The organism is Paraburkholderia sp. BGA-UO-ETr-F21 (genome assembly GCF_059567925.1).
In genome coordinates this window covers 323,885-346,106 of the sequence record NZ_JCAQOY010000040.1, presented here as the reverse complement: position 1 = coordinate 346,106, position 22,222 = coordinate 323,885, and the positions used below count along the sequence as shown (strand labels likewise).

Below are 22,222 nucleotides of genomic sequence, written 5' to 3'. Positions count from 1 at the left end.
CCCCCTCGAGCGTGCGTTAAATCGACGAGCCGATTGCGGAGCCGGCCCCTATCCTGTGATGCTTGCGGCCGTGCTGCGCCGCAGTCGGATCGAGTATCGCACAACCTGCCGTAGCTGGCTGAGAGCTCGCCCGGCCTCGTTGGCACCGGGGCAACCCGCTGAACAGCATGTGAGTCGATTATGCGACTTTTCAAGACAGCCCGCTTGCGCAACCGCACATAACGAAAGCGGGAAAAACCCTGGAAAGTGCCTGTTTGCAACGCGGCAACGGCATCTCAAAATTTTCTTGACACCCGAATAAAGAGCCTCAACAATCAAGCTGGCACTTTTTTCACCAAGCCATAATTTCGAAAAAATGCCGATGGTGAGCTTGTGAGGAGGGAGCGGCTGCATCGCGCGGTCGTCGAGCTTTTCGAGGGCTCGTGGTAGTGACATGAGTTACAGGGGAAGTTGGAATGGCAACTGGTACGGTCAAATGGTTCAATGACGCAAAAGGTTTCGGATTCATCACGCCTGACGAAGGCGGCGAGGATCTGTTTGCACACTTCTCGGCCATCCAGATGAATGGGTTCAAGACCCTCAAGGAAGGCCAAAAGGTAACCTTCGAGGTCGTGCAAGGCCCGAAAGGCAAACAGGCATCGAACATCCAGGCGCCTGCCTGAATCTGGTCGATTCCCGTCCTTTGAAACCCGGCTTCGTGCCGGGTTTCTTTTTTTGAGCGTCGCATTCTGACTGGGCTGGTTGTCCTCGGGTTGAGCTCGGCGCACGCACGTCCCATATATCGGGTAATCGTTCGGTCTGCTGTCGACTGAGGCGCCTCGCGCCGGACCAATGCGGCATCGCAAACGCTGACGCGCGCAGCCCCGCGCGAGCCAAAAACAAACAACCCCGGCCGCCTTGCGGCGCCGGGGTTGGAAGTTAGAACCGGGTCAGGCCAACGCGAACCGCTTACAGATTCTCGATCAGCACCTGACCAAAGCCGGAACACGACACCTGCGTCGCGCCTTCCATCAAGCGCGCGAAGTCGTATGTGACGCGTTTTTGCAGAATCGATTTTTCCATCGACTTGATGATCAGATCCGCCGCCTCAGTCCAGCCGAGATGGCGCAGCATCATTTCCGCCGAGAGGATTTCCGAGCCCGGGTTCACGTAGTCCTTGCCGGCGTATTTCGGCGCGGTGCCGTGCGTGGCTTCGAACATCGCGACCGAATCGGACATGTTCGCCCCAGGCGCGATACCGATACCGCCGACCTGCGCGGCCAGCGCATCCGACACATAGTCGCCATTCAGGTTCAGCGTGGCGATCACGTCGTACTCAGCCGGACGCAGCAGGATCTGCTGCAGGAACGCGTCGGCGATCACGTCCTTCAGAACGATGTCGCCACCCGTCTTCGGATTCTTGATCTTCATCCACGGGCCGCCGTCGATCAGTTCCGCTGCAAACTCTTTTTGCGCCAGCGCATAACCGTAGTCGCGGAACGCGCCTTCGGTGAACTTCATGATGTTGCCCTTGTGCACCAGCGTGACCGAGCGGCGATCGTTATCGATCGCGTACTGGATCGCCTTGCGCACCAGACGCTCCGTACCTTCACGCGACACCGGCTTGATGCCGATCCCCGATGTTTCCGGGAAGCGGATCTTCTTCACGCCCATTTCTTCGCGCAGGAACTTGATGACCTTCTTCGCCTGTTCGGATTCAGCCGGCCACTCGATACCCGCGTAGATGTCTTCCGAGTTCTCGCGGAAGATCACCATGTTGGTCTTCTCCGGCTCACGCACCGGCGAAGGCACGCCCTTGAAATACTGCACCGGCCGCAAGCACACGTACAGGTCCAGTTCCTGGCGCAGCGCGACGTTCAGCGAGCGGATGCCACCACCCACCGGCGTGGTGAGCGGGCCCTTGATCGAAACGACGTATTCCTTGAGCACCTGTAGCGTCTCTTCGGGCAGCCACACGTCCGGACCGTACACCTTGGTCGACTTCTCGCCGGCGTAGATTTCCATCCAGTGGATCTTTCGCTTGCCTGCGTATGCTTTTTCCACCGCGGCGTCCACGACTTTGAGCATGACCGGCGTGATGTCGAGGCCGGTACCGTCGCCTTCAATGTACGGAATGATCGGCTGGTCCGACACGTTGAGCGAGAAATCGGGATTGACGGTGATCTTGTCACCACCGGTCGGAACCTTGATGTGCTGATACGACATGATCGGACTCCAATGAAGGCTGTGCTGAAAGCTGATGGGAGACTGCGAAAACGGAACGCTCCTCGCTACGCGCAATGCCGCACGCCGGCAAGCGGCCTGGCCGCTATTCTAGCCCACGCAACCGCCACGCCGAGCCCGCAACGGCTCGGGGTTTTCCAACATGCACGAACGCGGGCCGGTGAGCTGCGAGTCTTATGTCTTATATAAGACAAGGAACGTGTCACGGGGCATTATGCTTTATTATCCCGCCATTTACTATCGGTCCGGCACCGCTCGAGGCGCAGCGGCCTCGCCCGCCGCCCCGGCGTCTCGTACCTCTTATTTCATCACTATGCGCCTTCTCGCCCTGAACAAACCGTTCGGCACCATTTGTCAGTTTTCGCCGCACGAAACGCGCGCGTCGCTGGCCGACTGGATCAAGGAGCCCAACGTCTATCCGGCGGGCCGACTCGACTCCGATAGCGAGGGTCTGCTGCTTCTCACCGACGACGGCGCGCTACAAGCACGCATCGCCGAACCGCGTCACAAACTCGTCAAACGTTATTGGGCGCAAGTGGAAGGCGCGGTCGATGCGGCCACGCTCAAGAAGCTCGCACGCGGCGTCGACCTCGGCGATTACGTCACGCGGCCCTGTCGTGCCGAATACGTGGAGCCGGCTGACACGCTCTGGACGCGCACGCCGCCGATTCGTTATCGCGCCGCGATACCGACCACATGGATCGAACTGTCGATCACCGAAGGCAAGAATCGCCAGGTGCGTCGCATGACTGCCGCCGTGGGGTTCCCGACCTTGCGCCTCGTGCGCGTGGGCATTGGCGCGCTCGACGTGTTTTCGCTGGGACTGCAACCGGGCGAAAGCGTCGAATTGCCGCTGAAGGCGCCGTGGGAAGGCATGGCGTGATCATGCGCACGCGCATGGCCGGGTGCTGCTCGACAATGCGCCACACTCTCGTTTCACGCTGCGCTTCGCATTCGGCTTGAAATCGCTAACTCGTTGTATCCGCAAACAAAATAACGCGTGAAACCATCGCAAAAAAAGCGTGAAACAATCGCGAATGCGGCAACGCTGCCGCACGTGATTTGAATCAATCCATCGGCATATAAGTTTTCCACGAAATTCGCGTCAACCGGTGCGCGAGCTCAGGCGTTATTCGACGCAGATGCCGCCCGAAGCTATCCGGCATTCAGCCTTAAGGGCCTTTGTGCAAGCCGCTCTTGCGGTAAGTGCTGGGAGTCTGAGCGCTAACGCAGACGTGTCGAAAATTTGTTCGATACGGCTGTCAACCGAAAGGTGGATGGCACGTTTACCGACATGACTCCATATATAACCGGGTCATTTGGTTAATTAACTAAAGCTGAGGATTCACAAAATGAACAAACTGATCGCCGCTCTGGTCGCTGGTCTCTTCGCAACGGCAGCATTCGCACAAGCTTCGGCACCGGCAGCAGCTTCGGCAGCTCCGGCAGCAGCAGCTTCGTCGGCAAAGAAGACCACGAAGCACGCTCACAAGAAGTCGCACAAGAAGGCAGCAGCAGCAGCTGCAGCTTCGGGCGCTTCGGAGTAAGTTTGTTGTAGAAACGCAGTCAAGAACTAGCTTCATTGCCGTTCTTACGGCGTTGAAAGGCAGATCACCGCAAGGCGATCTGCCTTTTTGTTTTTGACGCGCTCGCGTAACATTCGCGGGTTAATTTCCAGCAAGGAGTCATGCCGTGCGATTTCCCATGCGCTCGTTGATTGCGCGTTTCGCTGTTGCCGTTGCACTGCCGCTCGCCGCGTTGTCCGCCTCGCTCACATTGGTTGCGACCACTGCCGCGCCTGCTCACGCGCAGCAAATGCCGGCCGGCGCGAAACAGCCGAGCGAATTTCCCCGCGCGAAGCTGACCGCGGGCATGTTCGTGATCGACGCTGCTGTCGCCGCGAACGACGCTGACCGCGAGCAAGGCCTCATGTATCGCACGAGCCTCGCGCCGAATGAAGGCATGCTGTTCGTCTTCAACGAAAACGCCGTGCACTGCTTCTGGATGAAGAACACGTTGATTCCGCTGTCGATTGCGTTCATGCGCGCCGACGGCACGGTTACCGACATCGACGAAATGCAGGCCGAGACCACCAACAATCACTGCCCGAAGAACAACGGCGTGTATGCGTTGGAGATGAGCAAGGGCTGGTTCACGTCGAAGGGCATCAAACCCGGGATGAAAATCCAGGGCCTGCCCGCCGCGCAATAAGACGCGCCGGCAGCGCGCGATTATTCGCGAGCGTTGCCGCTGTCGTTTCGTCACACCGCTTTCCGGGAAGCCGGCGCCTTGTCATGAGGCGCCGGCTTTTTTGTTGCCGCGCCGCGGCAACGGGGCGTTGCCATATTGCGTCGTCTCGCCGAATCGCGTCGCTTGGCCGTATCGCCCCGCATGGCGCCGTCTCGCGTCGCACCGCCGCGCCGGGATCAGGCGGCCCGAAGCCTTGCCAGCGGGCGTTCGCGCCCGAGCGGCGAGATTCCTGCAAAAGACGGGCCGACGCGCTATCCTAGTAATCTTAGTAAAGCAGCATCCAAGGCTCCCCGGACAGCACAGACTGCTGCCCGGCAAGCGTTTCAGGCGCGCCATTCCAAGGAGGTTCACGTGCCCCGCAAGACTCCCATCGAGCGCTACCGGAATATCGGCATCAGCGCTCACATCGATGCCGGCAAAACCACCACCACTGAACGCATCCTGTTCTACACCGGCGTGACCCACAAGATCGGCGAGGTTCACGACGGTGCGGCAACGATGGACTGGATGGAACAGGAGCAGGAGCGCGGCATCACCATCACGTCGGCGGCCACCACCGCTTTCTGGAAGGGCATGGCCGGCAACTATCCGGAACACCGGATCAACATCATCGACACCCCCGGACACGTCGACTTCACGATCGAAGTGGAGCGCTCCATGCGCGTGCTCGACGGCGCGTGCATGGTGTACGACTCGGTCGGCGGCGTGCAGCCGCAGTCGGAAACCGTGTGGCGTCAGGCGAACAAGTACAAGGTCCCGCGCATCGCGTTCGTCAACAAGATGGACCGCGTGGGCGCGGACTTCTTCCGCGTGCAGCGGCAGATCGGCGACCGCCTGAAGGGCGTCGCGGTGCCCATCCAGATTCCGATCGGCGCGGAAGAACATTTCCAGGGCGTGGTCGATCTGGTCAAGATGAAGGCGATCTTCTGGGACGAAGAGAACCAGGGCATCAAGTTCGAGTACCGCGATATTCCGCCGGAACTCGCGGCGACCGCGAAAGAATGGCACGACAAGATGGTCGAGGCCGCGGCCGAAGCGAATGAGGAACTGCTCGACAAATACCTCGGCGGCGAAACGCTGACCGAAGAGGAAATCAAGCAGGCGATCCGCGCGCGCACCATCGCCAATGAAATCGTGCCGATGCTGTGCGGCAGCGCGTTCAAGAACAAGGGCGTGCAGGCCATGCTCGACGCGGTGATCGACTATCTGCCCTCGCCGGTGGACGTGCCCGCGATCACCGGGCACGACGAACATGACAACGAGATCGAGCGTCATCCGAACGATACCGATCCGTTCTCGGCGCTCGCCTTCAAGATCATGACCGATCCGTTCGTCGGCCAGCTGATTTTCTTCCGCGTCTATTCGGGCGTGGTGAATTCGGGCGACACGGTCTACAACGCGATCAAGGAAAAGAAGGAACGCCTTGGCCGGATCCTGCAGATGCACGCCAACGAGCGCAAGGAAATCAAGGAAGTCTACGCGGGCGACATCGCCGCGGCCGTCGGCCTGAAGGAAGCGACCACGGGCGACACGCTGTGCGATCCGAACAACGTGATCATCCTCGAAAAGATGATCTTCCCGGAGCCGGTGATCTCGCAGGCCGTCGAGCCGAAGACCAAGGTCGACCAGGAAAAGATGGGCATTGCGCTGAACCGTCTTGCTCAGGAAGACCCGTCGTTCCGCGTGCAGACGGACGAAGAATCCGGCCAGACGATCATCTCGGGCATGGGTGAGTTGCACCTGGAAATTCTGGTCGATCGGATGAAGCGCGAATTCGGCGTGGAGGCCACCGTCGGCAAGCCGCAGGTCGCGTATCGCGAGACGGTGCGCAACAAAGCCGAAGATGTCGAAGGCAAGTTCGTCAAGCAGTCGGGCGGCCGCGGTCAATACGGCCACGCGGTGATTACGTTGGAGCCGGCGGCGCAAGGCAAGGGCTACGAATTCGTCGACGCCATCAAGGGCGGCGTGATTCCGCGCGAATTCATTCCGGCCGTGGACAAGGGCATTCAGGAAACGCTGAAGGCCGGCGTGCTGGCGGGCTATCCGGTGGTCGACGTGAAGGTGACGCTGACCTTCGGTTCGTACCACGACGTGGACTCGAACGAAAACGCGTTCCGCATGGCCGGCTCGATGGCCTTCAAGGAAGCGATGCGCAAGGCCAAGCCCGTGCTGCTCGAACCGATGATGGCCGTTGAAGTCGAAACGCCGGAAGACTTCATGGGCAACGTAATGGGCGATCTGTCGAGCCGTCGCGGCATGGTGCAAGGCATGGAAGACATCGCCGGCGGCGGCGGCAAGCTGGTGCGCGCCGAAGTGCCGCTCGCGGAGATGTTCGGTTACTCCACGTCGCTGCGCTCTGCGACGCAAGGCCGCGCGACTTACACGATGGAGTTCAAGCACTATGCGGAAACGCCGAACAACGTCGCTGAAGCCGTGATCAACGCGAAGCACAAGTAAGCTCTCTGCCACGAAGGCGTCGCACGCCAAAGGCTCGAAGCCCGTCCCCTGTGGACGGGCTTTTTTTCGTCCGCTGCACCGCACACAGGGCTTCTTCACACGCACGTTTTTGAACGTGCAAAAATGCCGGACGGCGCCGTGCCGAACGCCGGGACATACGCTCACGAGGAGACACATCATGAGTCAGGATCACGAACATCCGCATTACAAAGACGTGCCGCCGGCCACACCCGATTGGCGCGAGCACGGCGTGAAGGTCATCAAGGGCGATCAGCTCGATAGCAACACGGCGCAAACGCCCGGCATGAATCGCGCGGCGGCGATCAATGCCGCGCGCGTCGGCGCGCAGAAGATCTGGGCCGGCACCGTGACGATCCATCCGAATGCGAAGACCGGCGCGCATCATCATGGCGCGCTCGAAAGCGTGATCTACGTGGTGCGCGGCCAGGCGCGCATGCGTTGGGGCGAGCATCTGGAGTTCACCGCTGAAGCCGGCCCCGGCGACTTCATCTTCGTGCCGCCGTATGTGCCGCATCAGGAGATCAACGCGAGTACCGACGACCCGCTCGAATGCGTGCTGGTGCGCAGCGATAACGAAGCGGTGGTGGTCAACCTGAACATCGACGCGGTGGAACAGCCCGAGACGGTGTTCTGGGTCGATCCGATTCACAAGCATCCGCACGATCATTAACTCCTGCCCACGCGACTCATGACGCCGACCGCTTCGCTGCGCTCTCGCCTTTTCACCCTATACGCCGTGCTGATCGCCGCCAATCTCGGCGCATGGGCGTGGGCGCTGATCGCGTTTCGCCATTACCCGCTATTGCTCGGCACGGCGCTGCTCGCCTATGGCTTCGGCCTGCGCCATGCGGTCGACGCCGATCACATCGCGGCAATCGACGCCGTTACGCGCAAGCTCATGCAGGCCGGCAAGCGGCCGCTCGGCGTCGGGCTGTCGTTTTCGCTGGGGCATTCGACGATCGTGATCGTGGCGACGATCGGCATAGCGTGGACCGCGCATTCGCTGCACGGCCGTTTCGAGTCATTCAAGGCAGTAGGCGGCACGATCGGCACGCTCGTCTCCGCGAGCTTCCTGCTGGTGCTGGCAGCCGTCAATCTCGTGATTTTGCGTGATGTCTGGCGCCGCTATCGGCTCGTCCAACAGAGCGGCGAATTGCCTGCTCAAATGGCGGATTCGATTGCGCCGGCGGGTCTGCTGTCGCGCGCGTTGCGCCCGCTCTTCAGGCTCGTGACGAAAAGCTGGCACATGTACCCTGTTGGCGTGCTGTTCGGCCTCGGCTTTGATACCGCAACCGAAATCGGCTTGCTGGCGATCGCCGCATCGGAAGCGGGTAAAGGTCTGCCGCTTTATTCGATTCTGGTGTTTCCCGCCCTCTTCACCGCCGGTATGACGCTGGTGGATTCGACCGATAACGTGCTGATGGTCCACGCCTACGGCTGGGCCATGGACGACCCGAAACGCAAGCTCTACTACAACGCGAGCATCACATTCGTGTCGGCGGTGGTGGCGATCGTGATCGGCGGCGTCGAAGCGTTGGGTCTGCTGTCGGACAAGCTCGGTCTGAACGGCGGCTTGTGGGATGCGCTCGCCAGTGTCAACGAACGCTTCGGCATGCTGGGTTACGGCATCGTCGCCGTGTTCATGGCGTGCTGGATCGGCTCGGTGCTGTTCCATCGCTGGCGGCGTCCGGGCGCGCTCGCGCGGTAAATCCAACAGCTTTTACGTGCCGCGATCGGTAACGTTTCCATCGCGGCATCGGCCATCGCGCTGCAGCGGCGGCAAGTACATCCTCCGCTCGCCGCATGGGAACCCGGCATGCCTCGCGCTGCCGGAGCGTCGAGCGTTGTGATGACGATACACAGCGGCCCTTTTATCCGCGAATCGTGAACCTCGCGGCGCCGCAAGCGCGCCGAATCCATGAGCAATCGCTTACACTGAGACCGCTTCGCATTGCCGCTTTCGTCATTGCAATAGCTTCACCGTGTCGCGCATCGGCGCGGCCCTTCAGAACCGGCAACAGAACGGACTGGACACTCCATCGATGAAGACTCCCGCGACCCGACTTCCCGCACTCGACGCAGCCCGCCTCACCGCCGACGCTTACGGCAACCACGCCATCGACGAATTCCTCGCCGGCCGCATTACGCGCCGCGATCTGCTGCGCTATGCCAGCGTGATCGGTTTGTCGCTGGCCGGCGGCGGCGTGCTGAATGCGCCGCAAGCGCGTGCGCAGGGCACCGCGGCCGCGTCGAATCAGACCATTCGTGTCGCGCACCTGACGCCTGCCGGCGCGGTCGATCCGCTCACCGTGACGGACGCCGCCAGTCTTGCGCTGCTGAATCAGACCGGCGAATTCCTGATCGACGACGACGGCGAAAAGCTCGTGCTGAAACCGGCACTCGCGCTGTCGTGGAAGCCGAACGACAAAGGCGACGTGTGGACCTTCAAGCTGCGTCCGAACGTCAAGTTCCACGACGGCCAAACGTTCACCGCCAAAGACGTAGTCGCCACGTTCGACCGTCTCGCCGATCCGGCGAGCGGCTCGGCGGCGCTTTCCGTACTCAAGGGCGTGCTGTCCAAAGGCGGCGCCAAAGTGGTCGACGACCACACGGTCGCGTTTCATCTGGATGCGCCGAACGGTAACTTCCCGTATTACGTTTCCTCGGACAATTACAACGCCGTGATTCTGCCCGCGAACTACGCGGGGGGTTATGAAAAGAGCTTCATCGGCACGGGTCCGTTCAAGCTTGAAAAGTATCAGGCGAAGGTCGGTGCGTCGTTCGTGCGCAATCCCGATTACTGGGGCGACAAAGCGTTACCGCAACGCGTACAGTTCTCCTTCTACGCCGACGAACAGGCTCAACTGCTCGCACTACAAGGCCATCAGGCCGACGTGATGGGCACCTTCACCGTGCAGGGCGGCGCGGGCATTCTGAACAATCCGGATTACAAGGCCGTGGGCGTAAAGTCGAGCGCGCATCGGCAAATTCACATGCGCAACGACAATCCGCTGTTCAAGGACAAGCGCGTGCGTCAGGCGCTGGCGTTGTCGCTCGATCGCGACGTGCTGGTGCGAGGCCTCTTCAAAGGTCGCGCGCAACTTGGCAACGACAGTCCGTTTGCGCCGGTGTTTCCGTCATCGGATGCAGGTGTTGCGCAACGCAAGATCGACGTCGCGAAGGCGAAGCAATTGCTTGCACAAGCCGGTGTGCCGAACGGCTTCGACGTGACGCTGACCACCGAAAAATACATGGAGATTCCCGATCTCGCGGTGGTCGTGCAGAACGCGGCGAAAGCCATTGGTGTACGTATCAATCTGAAGGTCGAAAGCCAGTCGCTGTATTACGGCGCGGGCACGCCGGGCAAATCGGATTGGCTCGATTCGCCGCTCGGCATTACCGACTACGGTCATCGCGGCGTGCCGAACGTTTTCCTGAATGCGCCGCTCACCAGCACCGGCACGTGGAACGCGGCGCACTTCAAGAATCCGCAATACGATCAACTGGTCGCGCAATTCGTCGCCGCCGTCGATCTCGGCTCGCAGAAGAAAATCTCCGGGCAGATCCAGACACTGCTGCTCGATGAAACGCCCATCATCATTCCATTCTTCTACGATCAACTGATCGCCATGCGCAAGGGCGTGAACGGCGTGCGCTTCACCGCGCTCGCGCAACTCTATTTCGACCGCGCGGTGTTGAGCGCGTAATGTTGAAGCGCCCGCGCGCATTCGGCAGGAGAGCACGATGTCGACCACGGTGACCCCTTCCGCACCGCCTGCGTCGAGCGGCAACGCGGGCCGCGTCGTGCGGTTTCTGGCGACGCGTGTCGGCTTGTCGTTGATCACGCTATGGCTGCTGTCGGTGATCGTCTTCGCGGGTGGACAACTGCTGCCCGGCGACATCGGCCGCGCGGTGCTCGGCCCGCTCGCCGATGCGCGCGCGGTCGCCGCGCTCAATCATCAACTCGGCGCGGACCGTCCGCTAACGACGCAATACATCGAGTGGATTTCGCATTTCGTGCGTGGCGATATGGGCATCTCGTATGCGTATCGCGAGCCGGTCGGACCGTTTATCGCCGACGCGCTCGCGCATTCCGCCAAGCTCGGTTTGCTCGCGTTCATCGTGGTCGTGCCACTCGGCATTGCGGGCGGCGTGTGGTCGGCTATGCACGCGGGACGCTGGCTCGATCGCACGATCAGCATCGCGGGACTGTCGGCGACGGTGGTGCCGGAATTCGTGTCGTCGATCGTGTTGATCCTGGTGTTCGGCGTGTGGCTGCGCTGGCTGCCGATCGAAGCGTCGTATCCGCCCGAAGCGAGCGCACTCGAACAGTTGCGTCATCTGGTACTGCCGGTATTGCCGCTCGTACTCGTGTTCTTCGGCTACATAGCGAGAATGGCGCGCGCCGGCACCGTCGAGGCACTCGATGCCGACTACACACGCACCGCGATTCTCAAAGGCCTGCCGCGTCATATCGTGATCTGGCGGCATGTGTTGCGCAACGCGTTGCTGCCCACCATCACGGTCGCCGCCACGCAACTCGGTTATATGATCGGCGGCCTCGTGGTGGTCGAGACGCTGTTCCACTATCAGGGCATCGGCTCGCTGATCTACAACGCCGCCAAGGCCAAAGACTTTCCGATGCTCGAAGCAGGCGTACTGACAATCGGCGTGGTCTATACCGCTGCCAATCTCGTCGCGGATGCGCTGCATGTCCTGCTCAATCCGCGGCTGCGGGTGAGGAGCGCCGAATGAGCGCCATCGTTCCGCCGGCCGCGCCGCCGACTCCAGGGCCGAGTCCAACTCCAGGCCCGGCTACCGAGCCGCGCTTCGACCAGTTGCGTGTGCTGCTGCGCTCGCCCACGTTCGTGGTGGGCGTGGTGATTGTCGCGTGGTGGATCGTTTGCGCCATCGCCGGGCAATGGATCGTGCGCATCGACCCTTACGCGTCCGATCCGCTCAACTCGCTGACGCCGCCTGACAGCACGCACTGGTTCGGCACCGATCAACTCGGCCGCGACGTGTTCTCGCGCGTGATCGTCGGTGCGCGCGACATCCTCACCATTGCGCCGCTCGCCACGCTGCTCGGCACGGTGGCGGGCACGGCGCTGGGATTGATCGTCGGCTACTTTGAAGGCTGGGTCGACAACGTGGTTGGACGCGCGATCGACGCCGTGCTCGCACTGCCGCTCGTGATCGTCGCGCTGCTCGCGCTGGCCGCGGTCGGCGCGTCGAACTTCACGGTCATCCTCGTGATCGGCATCACCTTCACGCCGATCACCGCGCGCACCGTGCGCGCCGCCGTGTTCGCCGAACGGCACCTCGACTACGTCGCGGCGGCGCAACTGCGCGGCGAGCGCGCCCCCTACATCATGTTCGCCGAGATTCTGCCGAACGTGCTGCCACCCATCATCGTCGAAGCGACGGTGCGGCTCGGTTACGCGATCTTCGCGGTCGCCACGCTGTCGTTTCTCGGCTTCGGCATTCAGCCGCCGTCGGCCGACTGGGGTCTCGCGCTGTCCGAGTCGTACACGCTAATGGCGGGCGGCGCGTGGTGGACCGTGGTGTTCGCGGCCGGCGCGATTGCGAGCCTGGTGGTCGGCGTGAATCTGATCGCCGACAGCGTGCAAGGCGTGCTCGAATGAACGGCCCGCCGCCCTCCTCGTTCCCCGCCTTCGACGTTTCGAAGAGCGATCGCACGGATGCGCTGACCGTCATCGGACTGACGGTCACGTACCGCATGCGCGGTCGCGACCGCGAGGTGCTGCAGGACATTTCGTTTCGCGTGCGGCGCGGCGAAGCGTATGGTCTCGTCGGCGAGTCGGGCTGCGGCAAGTCGACCGTGGCAATGGCGACGCTGCGTTATCTGCCGCGCAACGGCAAAGTGAAGGCCGGCAAGATCATCATTGCCGGCGAGGACGTGCAGAAGCTCGATGCCGACGCGCTACGCAACATGCGCGCCAAAGCGATTTCGATGGTCTATCAGGACCCGGGGCGCGCGCTGAATCCGTCGCTGACGGTCGCGCGGCAAGTCTCCGAGGCGTTCGAAGCCGCCGGCGTCGCGAGCGACGAAGCTTTGCGGCGCACGCTTGACATGCTGCGGCGGGTGCGCATCGCCGCACCCGAGCGCGTGATGGACAGCTATCCTCATCAATTGTCGGGGGGCATGCAACAGCGCGTGGTGATCGCCATGGCGCTCGCCTCGAACCCCGCGCTGCTGATTCTCGATGAACCGACTACCGGGCTAGACGCTACTGTCGAAGCCGAAGTGCTCGACCTCGTTGCGCAGTTGCGCGCGGAACTCGGCACGGCCGTGCTCTTCATCAGCCACAACCTCGCGGTGATCGGGCGCATGTGCGAACGCGTCGGCGTGCTTTACGCGGGCAAGCTGGTCGAAGAAGGCGCGACTCAAGATGTCTTCACGCGGCCGCGCCATCCCTATACGGTTGGACTGTTGCGTTGTCTGCCCACGGCCGGGCGCAGCAAAGATAGCGAGCGGCTCGACACGATTGCCGGCAGCCTGCCGTCGCCGGGTTCGGCGACGCAGGGCTGCATTTACGCGGACCGCTGCCGCCTCGCCGACGACCGCTGCCGCCGCGAGGCGCCGCCGCCGCATCGCGTTAGCGCCGCGCACGGCGATCAGATGTCACGCTGCCATTACCACGAACGCGCGATCGAATTGCCGCGTGCGAGCGCGCAAACGCTGCCCGAGCACGACGGTGCGCTGTTCGACGGCAAGCGTCCGGCTATCGTGCTGCGCGCGCAAAACCTCTCGAAGACGTTCCATGTGTCCGGCACTCCGCTGCGCGCGGTCGACAATGTTTCGATCGAGCTCGCCAGCGGCGAAACGCTCGGCCTCGTCGGCGAATCGGGTAGCGGCAAGACAACGCTTGCCAAGCTGATGCTCGGCCTGCTCACACCGGATCCGGGCAGCGTGCTCGAACTCGACGGTGCACCGCTCGCCGCGCGCGTTACACGGCGCAACGACGCTCAGGTCAAGTCGCTGCAGATCGTTTTCCAGAACCCGGACTCGGCGCTCAATCGCGCGCATTCGGTGAAACGGCTGATCGGCCGCGCGCTGTCGCGCCTCACCACGTTGCGCGGGCCGGCAATCGATGAACGGCTCGCCTCGCTGGCGGCGGCCGTGCGATTGCCGCAGCGCTATCTCGGCTCGCGCACGCGGCAACTGTCCGGCGGACTCAAGCAGCGCGTGGCGATAGCTCGCGCGTTTGCAGGCGAGCCGCGCGTGGTGGTTTGCGACGAACCGACTTCCGCACTCGATGTCTCTGTGCAGGCCGCGATTCTGAACCTGCTCGCCGATCTGCAACGCGAACGCGGCGTGAGTTACGTTTTCATCTCGCACGATCTGCATGTGGTTCGCTATCTGTCGGATCGCATCGCCGTGCTGTATCTGGGCAGGCTGCTGGAAATCGGACCGGCTGCGGAGGTGTTTGGCGGACCGCATCATCCTTATACCGAAGCGTTGCTGTCTTCGGTACCGACGCTCGATGGCCACGGCGGCACAACCCGCATCCGGCTCTTTGGCGAGCTGCCGAGCGCGGCATCGCCGCCGTCGGGTTGCGTGTTCCACACACGCTGCCCGCGTAAGCTCGGCGCGATCTGCGAACAGCAGGATCCGCCTTTCCTCGACGCCGCTGTGGGCAACACCACAGGGCCGTCCGCGCATCGAATCCGCTGCCACATTCCTGTCGATGAATTGCGTGCGCTGCAAGCCGTTTCGCGCGATGATGCGGACCTCGCCAGGAAGATCCCGGGCAACGGCTCGGAAAACGCGCCCGAGAATGCCGGGCGCAACGAATAGCGCCACATGATGCGGCTTGACGGCCGCATATTTCATCGCCGAAACGTTTTCGCCTGTTTTTCGCGCGTGCGCATCGCACCCATCCAGTACCTGCTCAACGAGCGCGCCCGTGGCGCGGCCATTGCTCGAACAATCAGGCGCGCAAACGCACGAGACCGGAACCAAACCGGGGCGATCGCCTCATATCAGATTCAACGTTCGATATGAGGGCACCACAACATGCAACGAAATACCCTACCCTGCGCGGCACACGCGGCCTCCGGCCTGTTGATGGCCGCCGCGCTCGGCCTCGCATCGCTCGCTCATGCGCAAACACCGGCGCAAAAAACTCCCGCACAGACGACGGCACAGACGGCGCAAACAGCGCAAGGGGCACAAGCCGCACAGCCACTGTTGCCGACGCTGTCACAAGCCGCACCGCCAGTCGATCCCACTTTCTCCGCCTATTCGCTCGCGCAGACCTGCAAGCAGAAAAACGACAACGTCGCGCAAGGCCAATGTGTCGGCGCGATTCGCGGCATCATCCACGGCTATCAGTACGGCGTGCTGTTCCTCGGTCAGCGCGCCGCCCTGCCGGCCAATGAAACGCAGCGCGTCTCGCTGTGTCTGCGCAATATGCAGGTGTCGTCGATCGTCGACGAATTCGTCGCGGACGCCGCCCAGGTCAACGAAGATTCGCTCAAGCACACCCCCGCCGAAGTCGCGGTGCTGGGCTCCGTGCACATGCACCACAGCTGCAATTGATCGCTCGCGCGCAGCGTGGCCGTTGCATGTCAATCCGAATCGATGACACGCCGGCAGCGGCCTGTTGCGCACCAGACGATCGCCGCGCCTACAGCATTTCTAGCGGACGCTTGCCGCGTGGCGGCTTGAAGTAAGCGTCGATAGCAGCAAGCTCATCGGCGCCGAGTTGCAGTTGTGACGCGCGGTGGTTGTCGCGCACATGCTCGACCCGCCCCGCCTTCGGAATCGCGAACACGCCGGGCTTGAGCAACACCCATGCGAGCGCCACCTGGAACACCGAGACGCCGCGCGCATCGGCAATATCGTCAAGCGGTGAACGTTTCGGCAAGCGGGCGTGATCGATCGGGCTGTACGCCATGGCCGGCATCTTGCGCGCGGCGAGCCACGGCAGCAGATCGAATTCCGGCCCGCGCCGCGCCACGTTGTAGAGAATCTGATTGGTCGCGCAAGCATCGCCGCCCGGCGTGTCGGCGAGTTCTTCCATGTCCTCGGTGTCGAAGTTGCTGACGCCCCAATGGCGAATCTTGCCCGCCCGCCGCAACGCCTCGAATCCCTCGACCGTTTCCGCGAGCGGCACCGAGCCGCGCCAGTGCAGCAGATACAGATCGAGCTGCTCCGTCTGCAAACGCTTGAGGCTCTGCTCGCAGGCCGCGATCACGCCGCGCCGGCTGGCGTTATGCGGATACACCTTGCTGACCAGAAACACCTTGTCGCGCAACCCGTTCAGCGCGGCGCCCAGCAGCGATTCGGTCGCGCCATCGCCATACATTTCCGCCGTGTCGATCAACGTCATGCCGAGTTCGACGCCGCAGCGCAGCGCGTCGATTTCAGCGGCCCGCCGCGCCGGTATTTCCCCCATCTCCCAGGTGCCCTGCCCCAGTTTCGGAATGCGTTCGCCGTCGGGCAGGCTCACGCTTGCGATATCGCTCGTCATGCTGACTCCTCGAAGTGGCTCAATGGTCGGCAATGCCGCGGCGCAGGTGGATGCGCGGCGCATGCCACGAAGAACATAGCGACGAGTTTAGCGGTTCGATGGGCATTGGATCGGGCACCAGGCAAAAGCCCGCTATAACGCGGCGCGCCGATGTCATAGAATTGCCCCTTGCCCTTCTTGCGTGAGCTCCATGACCTCTGCCTCGGAAGACCGCTGGCGCGACCTGCGCCCGGACCCGGAAAACGACACGCCGCTATACCTGCAACTTGCTCGCAAGCTCGGCGCCGCCATCCACGAGAACCGCTGGAACGCCGGCGAGGCGCTGCCCTCGGAACGCGTGCTCTCGGAGGCGCTGGGCGTATCGCGGATCACTTCACGCAAGGCCATTGCCTTGCTGGTCGAGCAGGGTCTGATTCGGCGCACGCAGGGCGCGGGCAGTTTCATCACGCCGCGCTATGAAGATCCGCTGTCGCGTCTGTCGAGCTTCAGCGAAATGCTGCGGCGGCGGGGTTTTACACCGAGTTCGAAGTGGCTGTCGCGCGAAATCCTGCCAGCGAACCGCGACGAGGTGATTCAGCTCGGCTTGTCGCCGGCCGCGGCGGTCACGCGCCTGCGGCGCTTGCGACTGGCCGACGGCATCGTGATGGCGGTGGAGAATTCCACGTTCCCCGCCGCGGTGATTCCCGATCCTCAAGCAATCGGCGATTCGCTTTACACGTACCTCGAGAATCGCGGTCTGTCGATTGTCCGCGCGCTCCAGCATTTCCGCGCGGTGAACGCGAGCGAGGAAATCGCGCAGCAGATGAGCATCGCCCCGAACGAGGCGCTGCTGCTGATCACGCGCGTGGGCTACACCGCCGACCAACGGGCTATCGAGTTGACCGACACTTACTGCCGCAACGATTACTACGACTTCGTGGCGGAATTGAGGAAGTAGGTTTTCAAGTCTTCGTGCCGTGGGCGGGTTGTTTGCCGCGCAGTTTCCGCGCAGTTTCCGCGCACGCCCTCGCGAGCACTTCAGGTCTCACATCCACGCTGCCTCATGTGCGCCCACTCGGGTCGGCGGCAGCGCAAAATACGCAGGCGTCTCATCCAGCACTTCGGCCGGCTGGACGCCCAGCACACGTCCAAACTCCGACTCCACGGTTGCGAGACAATCACGCACATCTTCGAGCGCGACGTCGGGCGCTTTCCAACCCTCGGGCATCTGCCCGAACGACTGCAACCACCGGCCTGTTTGTGCGAGCGAGACGCGCACATGCCAGCTTCCCCCTTCAGTAGCCCGCCGCGCCAACGCGGCCATCGCACCGAAGGCAGCCAGATACCCGGTCGCATGATCCAGCGCCTGACACGGCAAATGCTTAGGCTCGTTCCACCCTGCCGCCTGCCGCTCGGTAAAGGCAATTCCGCTTGCCGACTGGACCAGACTGTCGAACCCGCGCCGCTGTGCCCAAGGCCCCTCGTGACCGTAGGCCGACACCGAAACGTAGACGATCCCTGGCCGCACACGCGCCAGTTCCTCGGCACCGAAACCGCGCGCGGCCAGCGCCCCCGGGCGATAGGCCTGGAGAAATACATCGGCGTCGCCGGCGAGAGCCCGCAACGCCTCGCGCTCCGCCGGCTCGCGCAGATCGACGAGCGCCGAACGCTTGCCGCGTCCGTTGTCGATCACCAGCGGCGCGATATTCGGCAGATGCGGCCCGTTGATCATCAACACGTCCGCGCCATGCTGCGCGAGCGCGCGGCCGGCGACAGGCCCGGCAATGATGCGCGACAGATCCAGCACGCGCACACCCGCCAGCGGCCGGTCCGCGCCGCGCTCACGCGGCGGCTCGACCGGCGCGTCGCCGATGCGCTCGATCTCGAAGAGCGGCAAGCTCGCAATCGCTTTCGCCTGATCGAGCGCGGCCCACTCCTGCGGCGTGCGAATCAATGCGGCGCATAGGCCCGCATCGGCGAGCGTCTGGTCGAGCGTCGCGCCGTCCCAACCGCGAATCGCCGAGGCCACCGCCTCCCGATCGTTCGCGCAGCCGAGCACCGTCAATACACCCTGCAAGTGGTGCGGGAAGTTCGTATGCAGCTGAATCCAGCGGCCGTCGCGTGTCTCGTAGAAACCCATGACCGGATCGCGCAGGGCAGGCGGCGGCCCATCGTTGATTCGCAAATAACGTTCGCTGCGAAACGATGCCAACGCACGTCGCATCTCCACCGTCACGTGTTGCCGGCGGCCCGTGCGCAGACGGTGATATTCCGCGGCCACCAGTCCGGTCGCGGCGATGCTCGCCGAGGCCAGGCCGCCGACCCGGTAGACCGATGGCAAACCAGGATCGGCGCCGGTCAGCGTAACCGACCTCAGCGCAGTCGGGTCGCATCCGGCAAGCGTCCAGATATGTTTGAGAGCAAGTTCGGGCGTCATGGCGTTTCATCACGGAGCGGGAGGAAGTGAGCCGAGTCTAGAAGTCCGCGACGTCGCAATCAATCTTGATTATGATAATCAATATATATTGATTTCTTCGGTTTCCGTCGTTTCCCATGCCGACCTCGAATTCCCTCACCGCCGCTGAAGCCGCCGCCGCGCTCGGCATCAGCTTGCCGACGCTCTACGCCTATGTGAGCCGAGGCATGCTGAGTTCGTCGCCGGATGCGCAAGGCAAGCATCGTCTCTACGACGCCGGCGAAGTGCGCCGCCTCGCGCGTCGCAAGGAAGACGGCAAGCGCGCGGGCAAGGTCGCGCAGAAGGTGCTGGATTGGGGCGTGCCGGTGCTCGAATCGTCGATCACGCTGGTCGCCGAGGGCCGTCTGCTATATCGCGGGCACGACGCCATGGAACTGGCGCGAAGCGCGTCGCTGGAGGACGTCGCCGCGCTGCTGTGGGAATGCAGCGTGAAGCGGATCGCCGATGCGCCGGCCGTGCCGTTCGCGACCGCGCAGTGGGCCGCGTGGCTCAAGCTGTGGAGCGACAGCACGCCGCTCGATCGCGCGCTCGTGCTGTTGCCGGCCGCGGCGGCGCAAATGCCGCGGGTGTGGGCGCTCGGGCGTGACGCGCAACTCGATACGGCTTGCGCCGTCACGCGTCTGCTGGCTGCCGCGATGATCTCGGCGACGCCGTCGAACGAGCCGCTGCACCGGCAACTGGCTTCAACGTGGCAGGTGCGTAACCGCCAGCAGGCCAACCTGCTGCGCGCGGCGCTGGTGGCTTGCGCGGATCACGAGTTGAATGCGTCGACTTTCACGGTGCGCTGTATCACGTCGACAGGAGCGCATCTGTTCGGCGCGGTGGCGGGCGGCCTCGCCGCTTTGTCGGGTCCGCGTCATGGTGGCGAAACGGTGCGCATCGCCGCGCTACTCGAAGAAGCGTCGCGCGCGCCCGATCTCGACCGTTATCTGGCGAACCGGCTCGCGCGTCATGAAAATGGCGTGCATGGGCCAATCCTGTCGGGCTTTGGTCATCCGCTTTATCCGGAGGGCGACCCTCGTGCGCGGCTGCTGCTCGGCATGCTCGCCGACTGCGCGCCGGCTCGTTCGCCGTTAGCGGATGTGCTCGGATTGGCTCGCGCGGTGCGCGACACGACCGGCGCGGAGCCGACTCTGGACTTCGCGCTCGCCGCCATCGAGCGGGTGCTGGCGCTGCCGGCCGGCAGCGCCTTCACGCTGTTCGCGGTAGGCCGGACCGTCGGCTGGATTGCCCACGCCATGGAACAGGCGCGCGACGGCCGGTTGATCCGGCCGCGGGCGCGCTACATCGGGGAATACGAGGCTGCCGGGCCGAATTGAGGCGCAGCGCCCTCAGTGCTGATACTCGACGAATCGTCAGGCCGTGCCCAGCCAGCGCGGCAGCCAGCTCAGCACCGGAAACCCCGACGCCGTCCTGTTGGCGGGACGCTCGGAACCGCTTGCCAGCGCAAAGCGCGCGCCGGTCTGCCCCGCGCTGATCCACGCCACGACCCGGCGCGGCAACTCGATCGACTCGCCGGCGGCAAGCCAGTGATCCTCGCTGTCACCCTCGACGGTCAGCCAGATCTCGCCCGAGATCACCTTGAAGATCGACGGACGCGCGACACGCCAGGCCGACGCGGGCTCGCCATGTTCCAATTCGAAAATCCGGACTTCACGCATCGCTTTTCTCCTTCAAAGAGCTTTTCTGTTGTACCGATTATTGACGTGCGATGATTGAATACCCATGCACAGTTCCGAACACTTTGGTCGGAACTGTTCAGTCAAAAAACCGGACAGTTGGCGTGAACCGCGTGTCGTTCGCGAGTGGAAAGCCCGTGCTCACCCGCCCTGCTGTCCGGCGAAGGAAGAAATCCGCATGAAACTCGAAATCCAGCTTGATCGGGACAACGGCGTGCCGCTGACCGAGCAGATCGTCACAGGCGTCACGGCGTGGATCCGCTCGCGTACCGCCCACCCAGGTTCGAAGCTGCCGTCGATTCGCCAGTTCGCCACCGACTACGGCGTGAGCCGCTTTCCGGTGATCGAGGCTTACGACCGGCTGGTGTCGCTCGGCTATATCGACTCGCGCCACGGCTCGGGCTTTTACGTCTCCGACCGTCAGCCGGCGAGCACGCATTGCCAGGGCACGACGGATCCGCGCCGCGCCGAAGACGAATCGGACCATCTGCTGCAGCAGTTCAACCACCCCGGCGAAACGCTCAAGCTGGGTAGCGGCTTCATCCCCGAAGCGTGGCGCGACATGGATGGGATCGCACAGGCGATCCGCCACGTCTCGCGCACTGACCCGGCGAGCATGGTCGACTACGCCACGCCGCTCGGCAACCTGACTTTGCGCGAGCACCTGCAAAGCCGCATCGGCCAGTTGGGGATTCAGGCGGATGCGTCGCAGATCCTGATCACCAACGGCGCAAGCCAGGCATTCGACCTGCTGATGCGCTACATGCTCAAGCCAGGCGACACGATCTTTGTCGAAGACCCCGGCTACTACAACCTCTACGGACTGCTGAAGCTGCATGGCGTGAAGCTGATCGGCATTCCACGCACGCGTAACGGTCCCGACCTGGACGTGATGCAGGAGCAGTTGAAGTCGCACCGGCCGAAGCTGCTGTTCATCAACACCGTGTTCCACAATCCGACCGGCACCACGGTCGCGCCGCAGGTGGCTTTCCGGCTATTGCAGCTCGCGCGCGAGCACGGGTTCTCGATTATCGAAGACGATATTTACGCCGATTTTCAGACCGACCTCACCGACCGCCTGGCCACGCTCGATCAGCTCGAACACGTGATCTATCTGGGCGGCCTGTCGAAGACGCTGTCGTCGTCGCTGAGGATCGGTTGTGTGGTGGCGAGCCACGCGATCATCAAGGATCTGGTCGATATCAAGATGCTGACGAGCATCGGCGGCTCGCGTTTTGCCGAAGCGGTCGCCGTGTCGATGCTGGAACGCGGCGCCTATCGCAAGTATCTGGAACGCCTGCGACGGCGCATGCGCGACGCGCTCGGCTCGACGATTCAGACGCTCGAAGACGTCGGCTGGGACATTTTCGACAAACCTGTGGGCGGCAAATTCGTGTGGGCTCGCGTGCCGCACGTGGCCAATGCGGAAAGATTGGTGGAGTGCGGTGCGCCGCTGGGCGTGACCGTGGTGCCCGGCAACTACTTCCGGCCGAATATGGAGGTCAGTCCGTGGACCAGGATTCATATCGCGTTTGGTAACGACCCACGCGCGCAAGCGTTCTTTCGTGCTGCGGTGGCGTTGCCGGCTTCGGGGTGAGGTCTCGGCGTGAAGTTTTGGGTGAAGCCCCGCAATGAGG

General features: G+C 63.1%; 19 protein-coding genes. 15 read left to right on the top strand and 4 right to left on the bottom strand.

Going from position 1 to position 22,222, the window contains the following annotated elements:
* Window positions 1-455: 455 nt before the first annotated feature.
* Window positions 456-662, top strand: coding sequence for a cold-shock protein (locus AC57B1_RS33935; protein WP_007180614.1), 207 nt, complete (start codon window positions 456-458; stop codon window positions 660-662).
* A 286-nt stretch (window positions 663-948) separates the two neighbouring features.
* Here AC57B1_RS33935 and icd read toward each other — a convergent pair whose 3' ends face one another.
* A complete protein-coding gene (icd, locus tag AC57B1_RS33930; protein ID WP_091799670.1) occupies window positions 949-2,205 on the bottom strand; it encodes an NADP-dependent isocitrate dehydrogenase in 1,257 nt (418 codons plus the stop codon).
* A gap of 331 nt (window positions 2,206-2,536) precedes the next feature.
* Here icd and AC57B1_RS33925 point away from each other — a divergent pair, with 331 nt between their 5' ends.
* The 11 genes from AC57B1_RS33925 (at window position 2,537) to AC57B1_RS33875 (ending at window position 15,517) form a co-directional block, all read left to right on the top strand.
* Complete coding sequence (locus AC57B1_RS33925; protein WP_496419898.1) at window positions 2,537-3,106, top strand: pseudouridine synthase; 570 nt, start codon at window positions 2,537-2,539, stop codon at window positions 3,104-3,106.
* A 469-nt stretch (window positions 3,107-3,575) separates the two neighbouring features.
* Window positions 3,576-3,770 carry a hypothetical protein gene (locus AC57B1_RS33920; RefSeq protein WP_011489640.1) on the top strand — a complete coding sequence of 65 codons (195 nt, stop codon included), beginning with the start codon at window positions 3,576-3,578 and terminating at the stop codon, window positions 3,768-3,770.
* A gap of 145 nt (window positions 3,771-3,915) precedes the next feature.
* On the top strand, window positions 3,916-4,434 hold the full coding sequence (locus AC57B1_RS33915) for a DUF192 domain-containing protein (protein ID WP_091799663.1): 519 nt from the start codon (window positions 3,916-3,918) through the stop codon (window positions 4,432-4,434).
* A 390-nt stretch (window positions 4,435-4,824) separates the two neighbouring features.
* The gene (gene fusA / locus AC57B1_RS33910; protein ID WP_091799660.1) at window positions 4,825-6,930 is read left to right on the top strand and encodes an elongation factor G; all 2,106 of its coding nucleotides are present in this window, start codon (window positions 4,825-4,827) and stop codon (window positions 6,928-6,930) included.
* Between the two features lie 178 nt (window positions 6,931-7,108).
* On the top strand, window positions 7,109-7,621 hold the full coding sequence (locus tag AC57B1_RS33905) for a cupin domain-containing protein (protein ID WP_408186071.1): 513 nt from the start codon (window positions 7,109-7,111) through the stop codon (window positions 7,619-7,621).
* 18 nt (window positions 7,622-7,639) lie between these two features.
* Window positions 7,640-8,659, top strand: a complete 1,020-nt coding sequence (locus AC57B1_RS33900) for a HoxN/HupN/NixA family nickel/cobalt transporter (RefSeq protein ID WP_496419897.1) — start codon at window positions 7,640-7,642, stop codon at window positions 8,657-8,659.
* Window positions 8,660-8,993: 334 nt separating this feature from the next.
* Window positions 8,994-10,658, top strand: a complete 1,665-nt coding sequence (locus AC57B1_RS33895; RefSeq protein WP_496419896.1) for an ABC transporter substrate-binding protein — start codon at window positions 8,994-8,996, stop codon at window positions 10,656-10,658.
* 37 nt (window positions 10,659-10,695) lie between these two features.
* A complete protein-coding gene (locus AC57B1_RS33890) occupies window positions 10,696-11,706 on the top strand; it encodes an ABC transporter permease (protein WP_408351453.1) in 1,011 nt (336 codons plus the stop codon).
* Window positions 11,703-12,596, top strand: a complete 894-nt coding sequence (locus AC57B1_RS33885) for an ABC transporter permease (RefSeq protein WP_496419895.1) — start codon at window positions 11,703-11,705, stop codon at window positions 12,594-12,596. The genes AC57B1_RS33890 and AC57B1_RS33885 overlap by 4 nt, the downstream gene beginning before the upstream one ends.
* Entirely contained in the window at window positions 12,593-14,773 is a 2,181-nt protein-coding gene (locus tag AC57B1_RS33880; protein ID WP_496419894.1) for an ABC transporter ATP-binding protein, read from the top strand. The genes AC57B1_RS33885 and AC57B1_RS33880 overlap by 4 nt, the downstream gene beginning before the upstream one ends.
* Window positions 14,774-14,992: 219 nt before the next feature.
* A complete protein-coding gene (locus AC57B1_RS33875) occupies window positions 14,993-15,517 on the top strand; it encodes a hypothetical protein (protein ID WP_496419893.1) in 525 nt (174 codons plus the stop codon).
* An 88-nt stretch (window positions 15,518-15,605) separates the two neighbouring features.
* On the opposite strand, the gene AC57B1_RS33870 is transcribed toward AC57B1_RS33875, so the two are convergent.
* Complete coding sequence (locus AC57B1_RS33870) at window positions 15,606-16,451, bottom strand: aldo/keto reductase (protein ID WP_408351465.1); 846 nt, start codon at window positions 16,449-16,451, stop codon at window positions 15,606-15,608.
* 190 nt (window positions 16,452-16,641) lie between these two features.
* Between AC57B1_RS33870 and AC57B1_RS33865 the strand changes: the two genes are divergently transcribed.
* Window positions 16,642-17,388, top strand: a complete 747-nt coding sequence (locus tag AC57B1_RS33865; RefSeq protein ID WP_091799633.1) for a GntR family transcriptional regulator — start codon at window positions 16,642-16,644, stop codon at window positions 17,386-17,388.
* Between the two features lie 87 nt (window positions 17,389-17,475).
* On the opposite strand, the gene AC57B1_RS33860 is transcribed toward AC57B1_RS33865, so the two are convergent.
* Entirely contained in the window at window positions 17,476-18,867 is a 1,392-nt protein-coding gene (locus tag AC57B1_RS33860; RefSeq protein ID WP_496419892.1) for a CoA transferase, read from the bottom strand.
* Window positions 18,868-18,983: 116 nt separating this feature from the next.
* On the opposite strand from AC57B1_RS33860, the gene AC57B1_RS33855 reads away from it, so the two are divergent.
* Window positions 18,984-20,225, top strand: coding sequence for a citrate/2-methylcitrate synthase (locus AC57B1_RS33855; RefSeq protein ID WP_408296122.1), 1,242 nt, complete (start codon window positions 18,984-18,986; stop codon window positions 20,223-20,225).
* Between the two features lie 36 nt (window positions 20,226-20,261).
* On the opposite strand, the gene AC57B1_RS33850 is transcribed toward AC57B1_RS33855, so the two are convergent.
* Window positions 20,262-20,567 (bottom strand): DUF2917 domain-containing protein, encoded by a 306-nt coding sequence (locus tag AC57B1_RS33850; RefSeq protein WP_408186062.1) that lies wholly within the window; start codon window positions 20,565-20,567, stop codon window positions 20,262-20,264.
* A gap of 196 nt (window positions 20,568-20,763) precedes the next feature.
* Here AC57B1_RS33850 and AC57B1_RS33845 point away from each other — a divergent pair, with 196 nt between their 5' ends.
* Window positions 20,764-22,182: an aminotransferase-like domain-containing protein gene (locus AC57B1_RS33845; protein ID WP_091799621.1), complete on the top strand. Its 1,419-nt coding sequence runs from the start codon at window positions 20,764-20,766 to the stop codon at window positions 22,180-22,182.
* Window positions 22,183-22,222 lie beyond the last annotated feature (40 nt).

Coding starts and splice junctions, on each gene's coding strand:
- AC57B1_RS33895 (WP_496419896.1), top strand. CDS start 8,994: ATGAAGACTCCCGCGACCCGACTTCCCGCACTCGACGCAGCCCGCCTC.
- AC57B1_RS33860 (WP_496419892.1), bottom strand. CDS start 18,867: ATGACGCCCGAACTTGCTCTCAAACATATCTGGACGCTTGCCGGATGC.
- AC57B1_RS33880 (WP_496419894.1), top strand. CDS start 12,593: ATGAACGGCCCGCCGCCCTCCTCGTTCCCCGCCTTCGACGTTTCGAAG.
- icd (WP_091799670.1), bottom strand. CDS start 2,205: ATGTCGTATCAGCACATCAAGGTTCCGACCGGTGGTGACAAGATCACC.
- AC57B1_RS33870 (WP_408351465.1), bottom strand. CDS start 16,451: ATGACGAGCGATATCGCAAGCGTGAGCCTGCCCGACGGCGAACGCATT.
- AC57B1_RS33885 (WP_496419895.1), top strand. CDS start 11,703: ATGAGCGCCATCGTTCCGCCGGCCGCGCCGCCGACTCCAGGGCCGAGT.
- AC57B1_RS33865 (WP_091799633.1), top strand. CDS start 16,642: ATGACCTCTGCCTCGGAAGACCGCTGGCGCGACCTGCGCCCGGACCCG.
- AC57B1_RS33905 (WP_408186071.1), top strand. CDS start 7,109: ATGAGTCAGGATCACGAACATCCGCATTACAAAGACGTGCCGCCGGCC.
- AC57B1_RS33845 (WP_091799621.1), top strand. CDS start 20,764: ATGAAACTCGAAATCCAGCTTGATCGGGACAACGGCGTGCCGCTGACC.
- AC57B1_RS33855 (WP_408296122.1), top strand. CDS start 18,984: ATGCCGACCTCGAATTCCCTCACCGCCGCTGAAGCCGCCGCCGCGCTC.
- AC57B1_RS33900 (WP_496419897.1), top strand. CDS start 7,640: ATGACGCCGACCGCTTCGCTGCGCTCTCGCCTTTTCACCCTATACGCC.
- AC57B1_RS33925 (WP_496419898.1), top strand. CDS start 2,537: ATGCGCCTTCTCGCCCTGAACAAACCGTTCGGCACCATTTGTCAGTTT.
- AC57B1_RS33920 (WP_011489640.1), top strand. CDS start 3,576: ATGAACAAACTGATCGCCGCTCTGGTCGCTGGTCTCTTCGCAACGGCA.
- AC57B1_RS33935 (WP_007180614.1), top strand. CDS start 456: ATGGCAACTGGTACGGTCAAATGGTTCAATGACGCAAAAGGTTTCGGA.
- AC57B1_RS33875 (WP_496419893.1), top strand. CDS start 14,993: ATGCAACGAAATACCCTACCCTGCGCGGCACACGCGGCCTCCGGCCTG.
- AC57B1_RS33890 (WP_408351453.1), top strand. CDS start 10,696: ATGTCGACCACGGTGACCCCTTCCGCACCGCCTGCGTCGAGCGGCAAC.
- AC57B1_RS33850 (WP_408186062.1), bottom strand. CDS start 20,567: ATGCGTGAAGTCCGGATTTTCGAATTGGAACATGGCGAGCCCGCGTCG.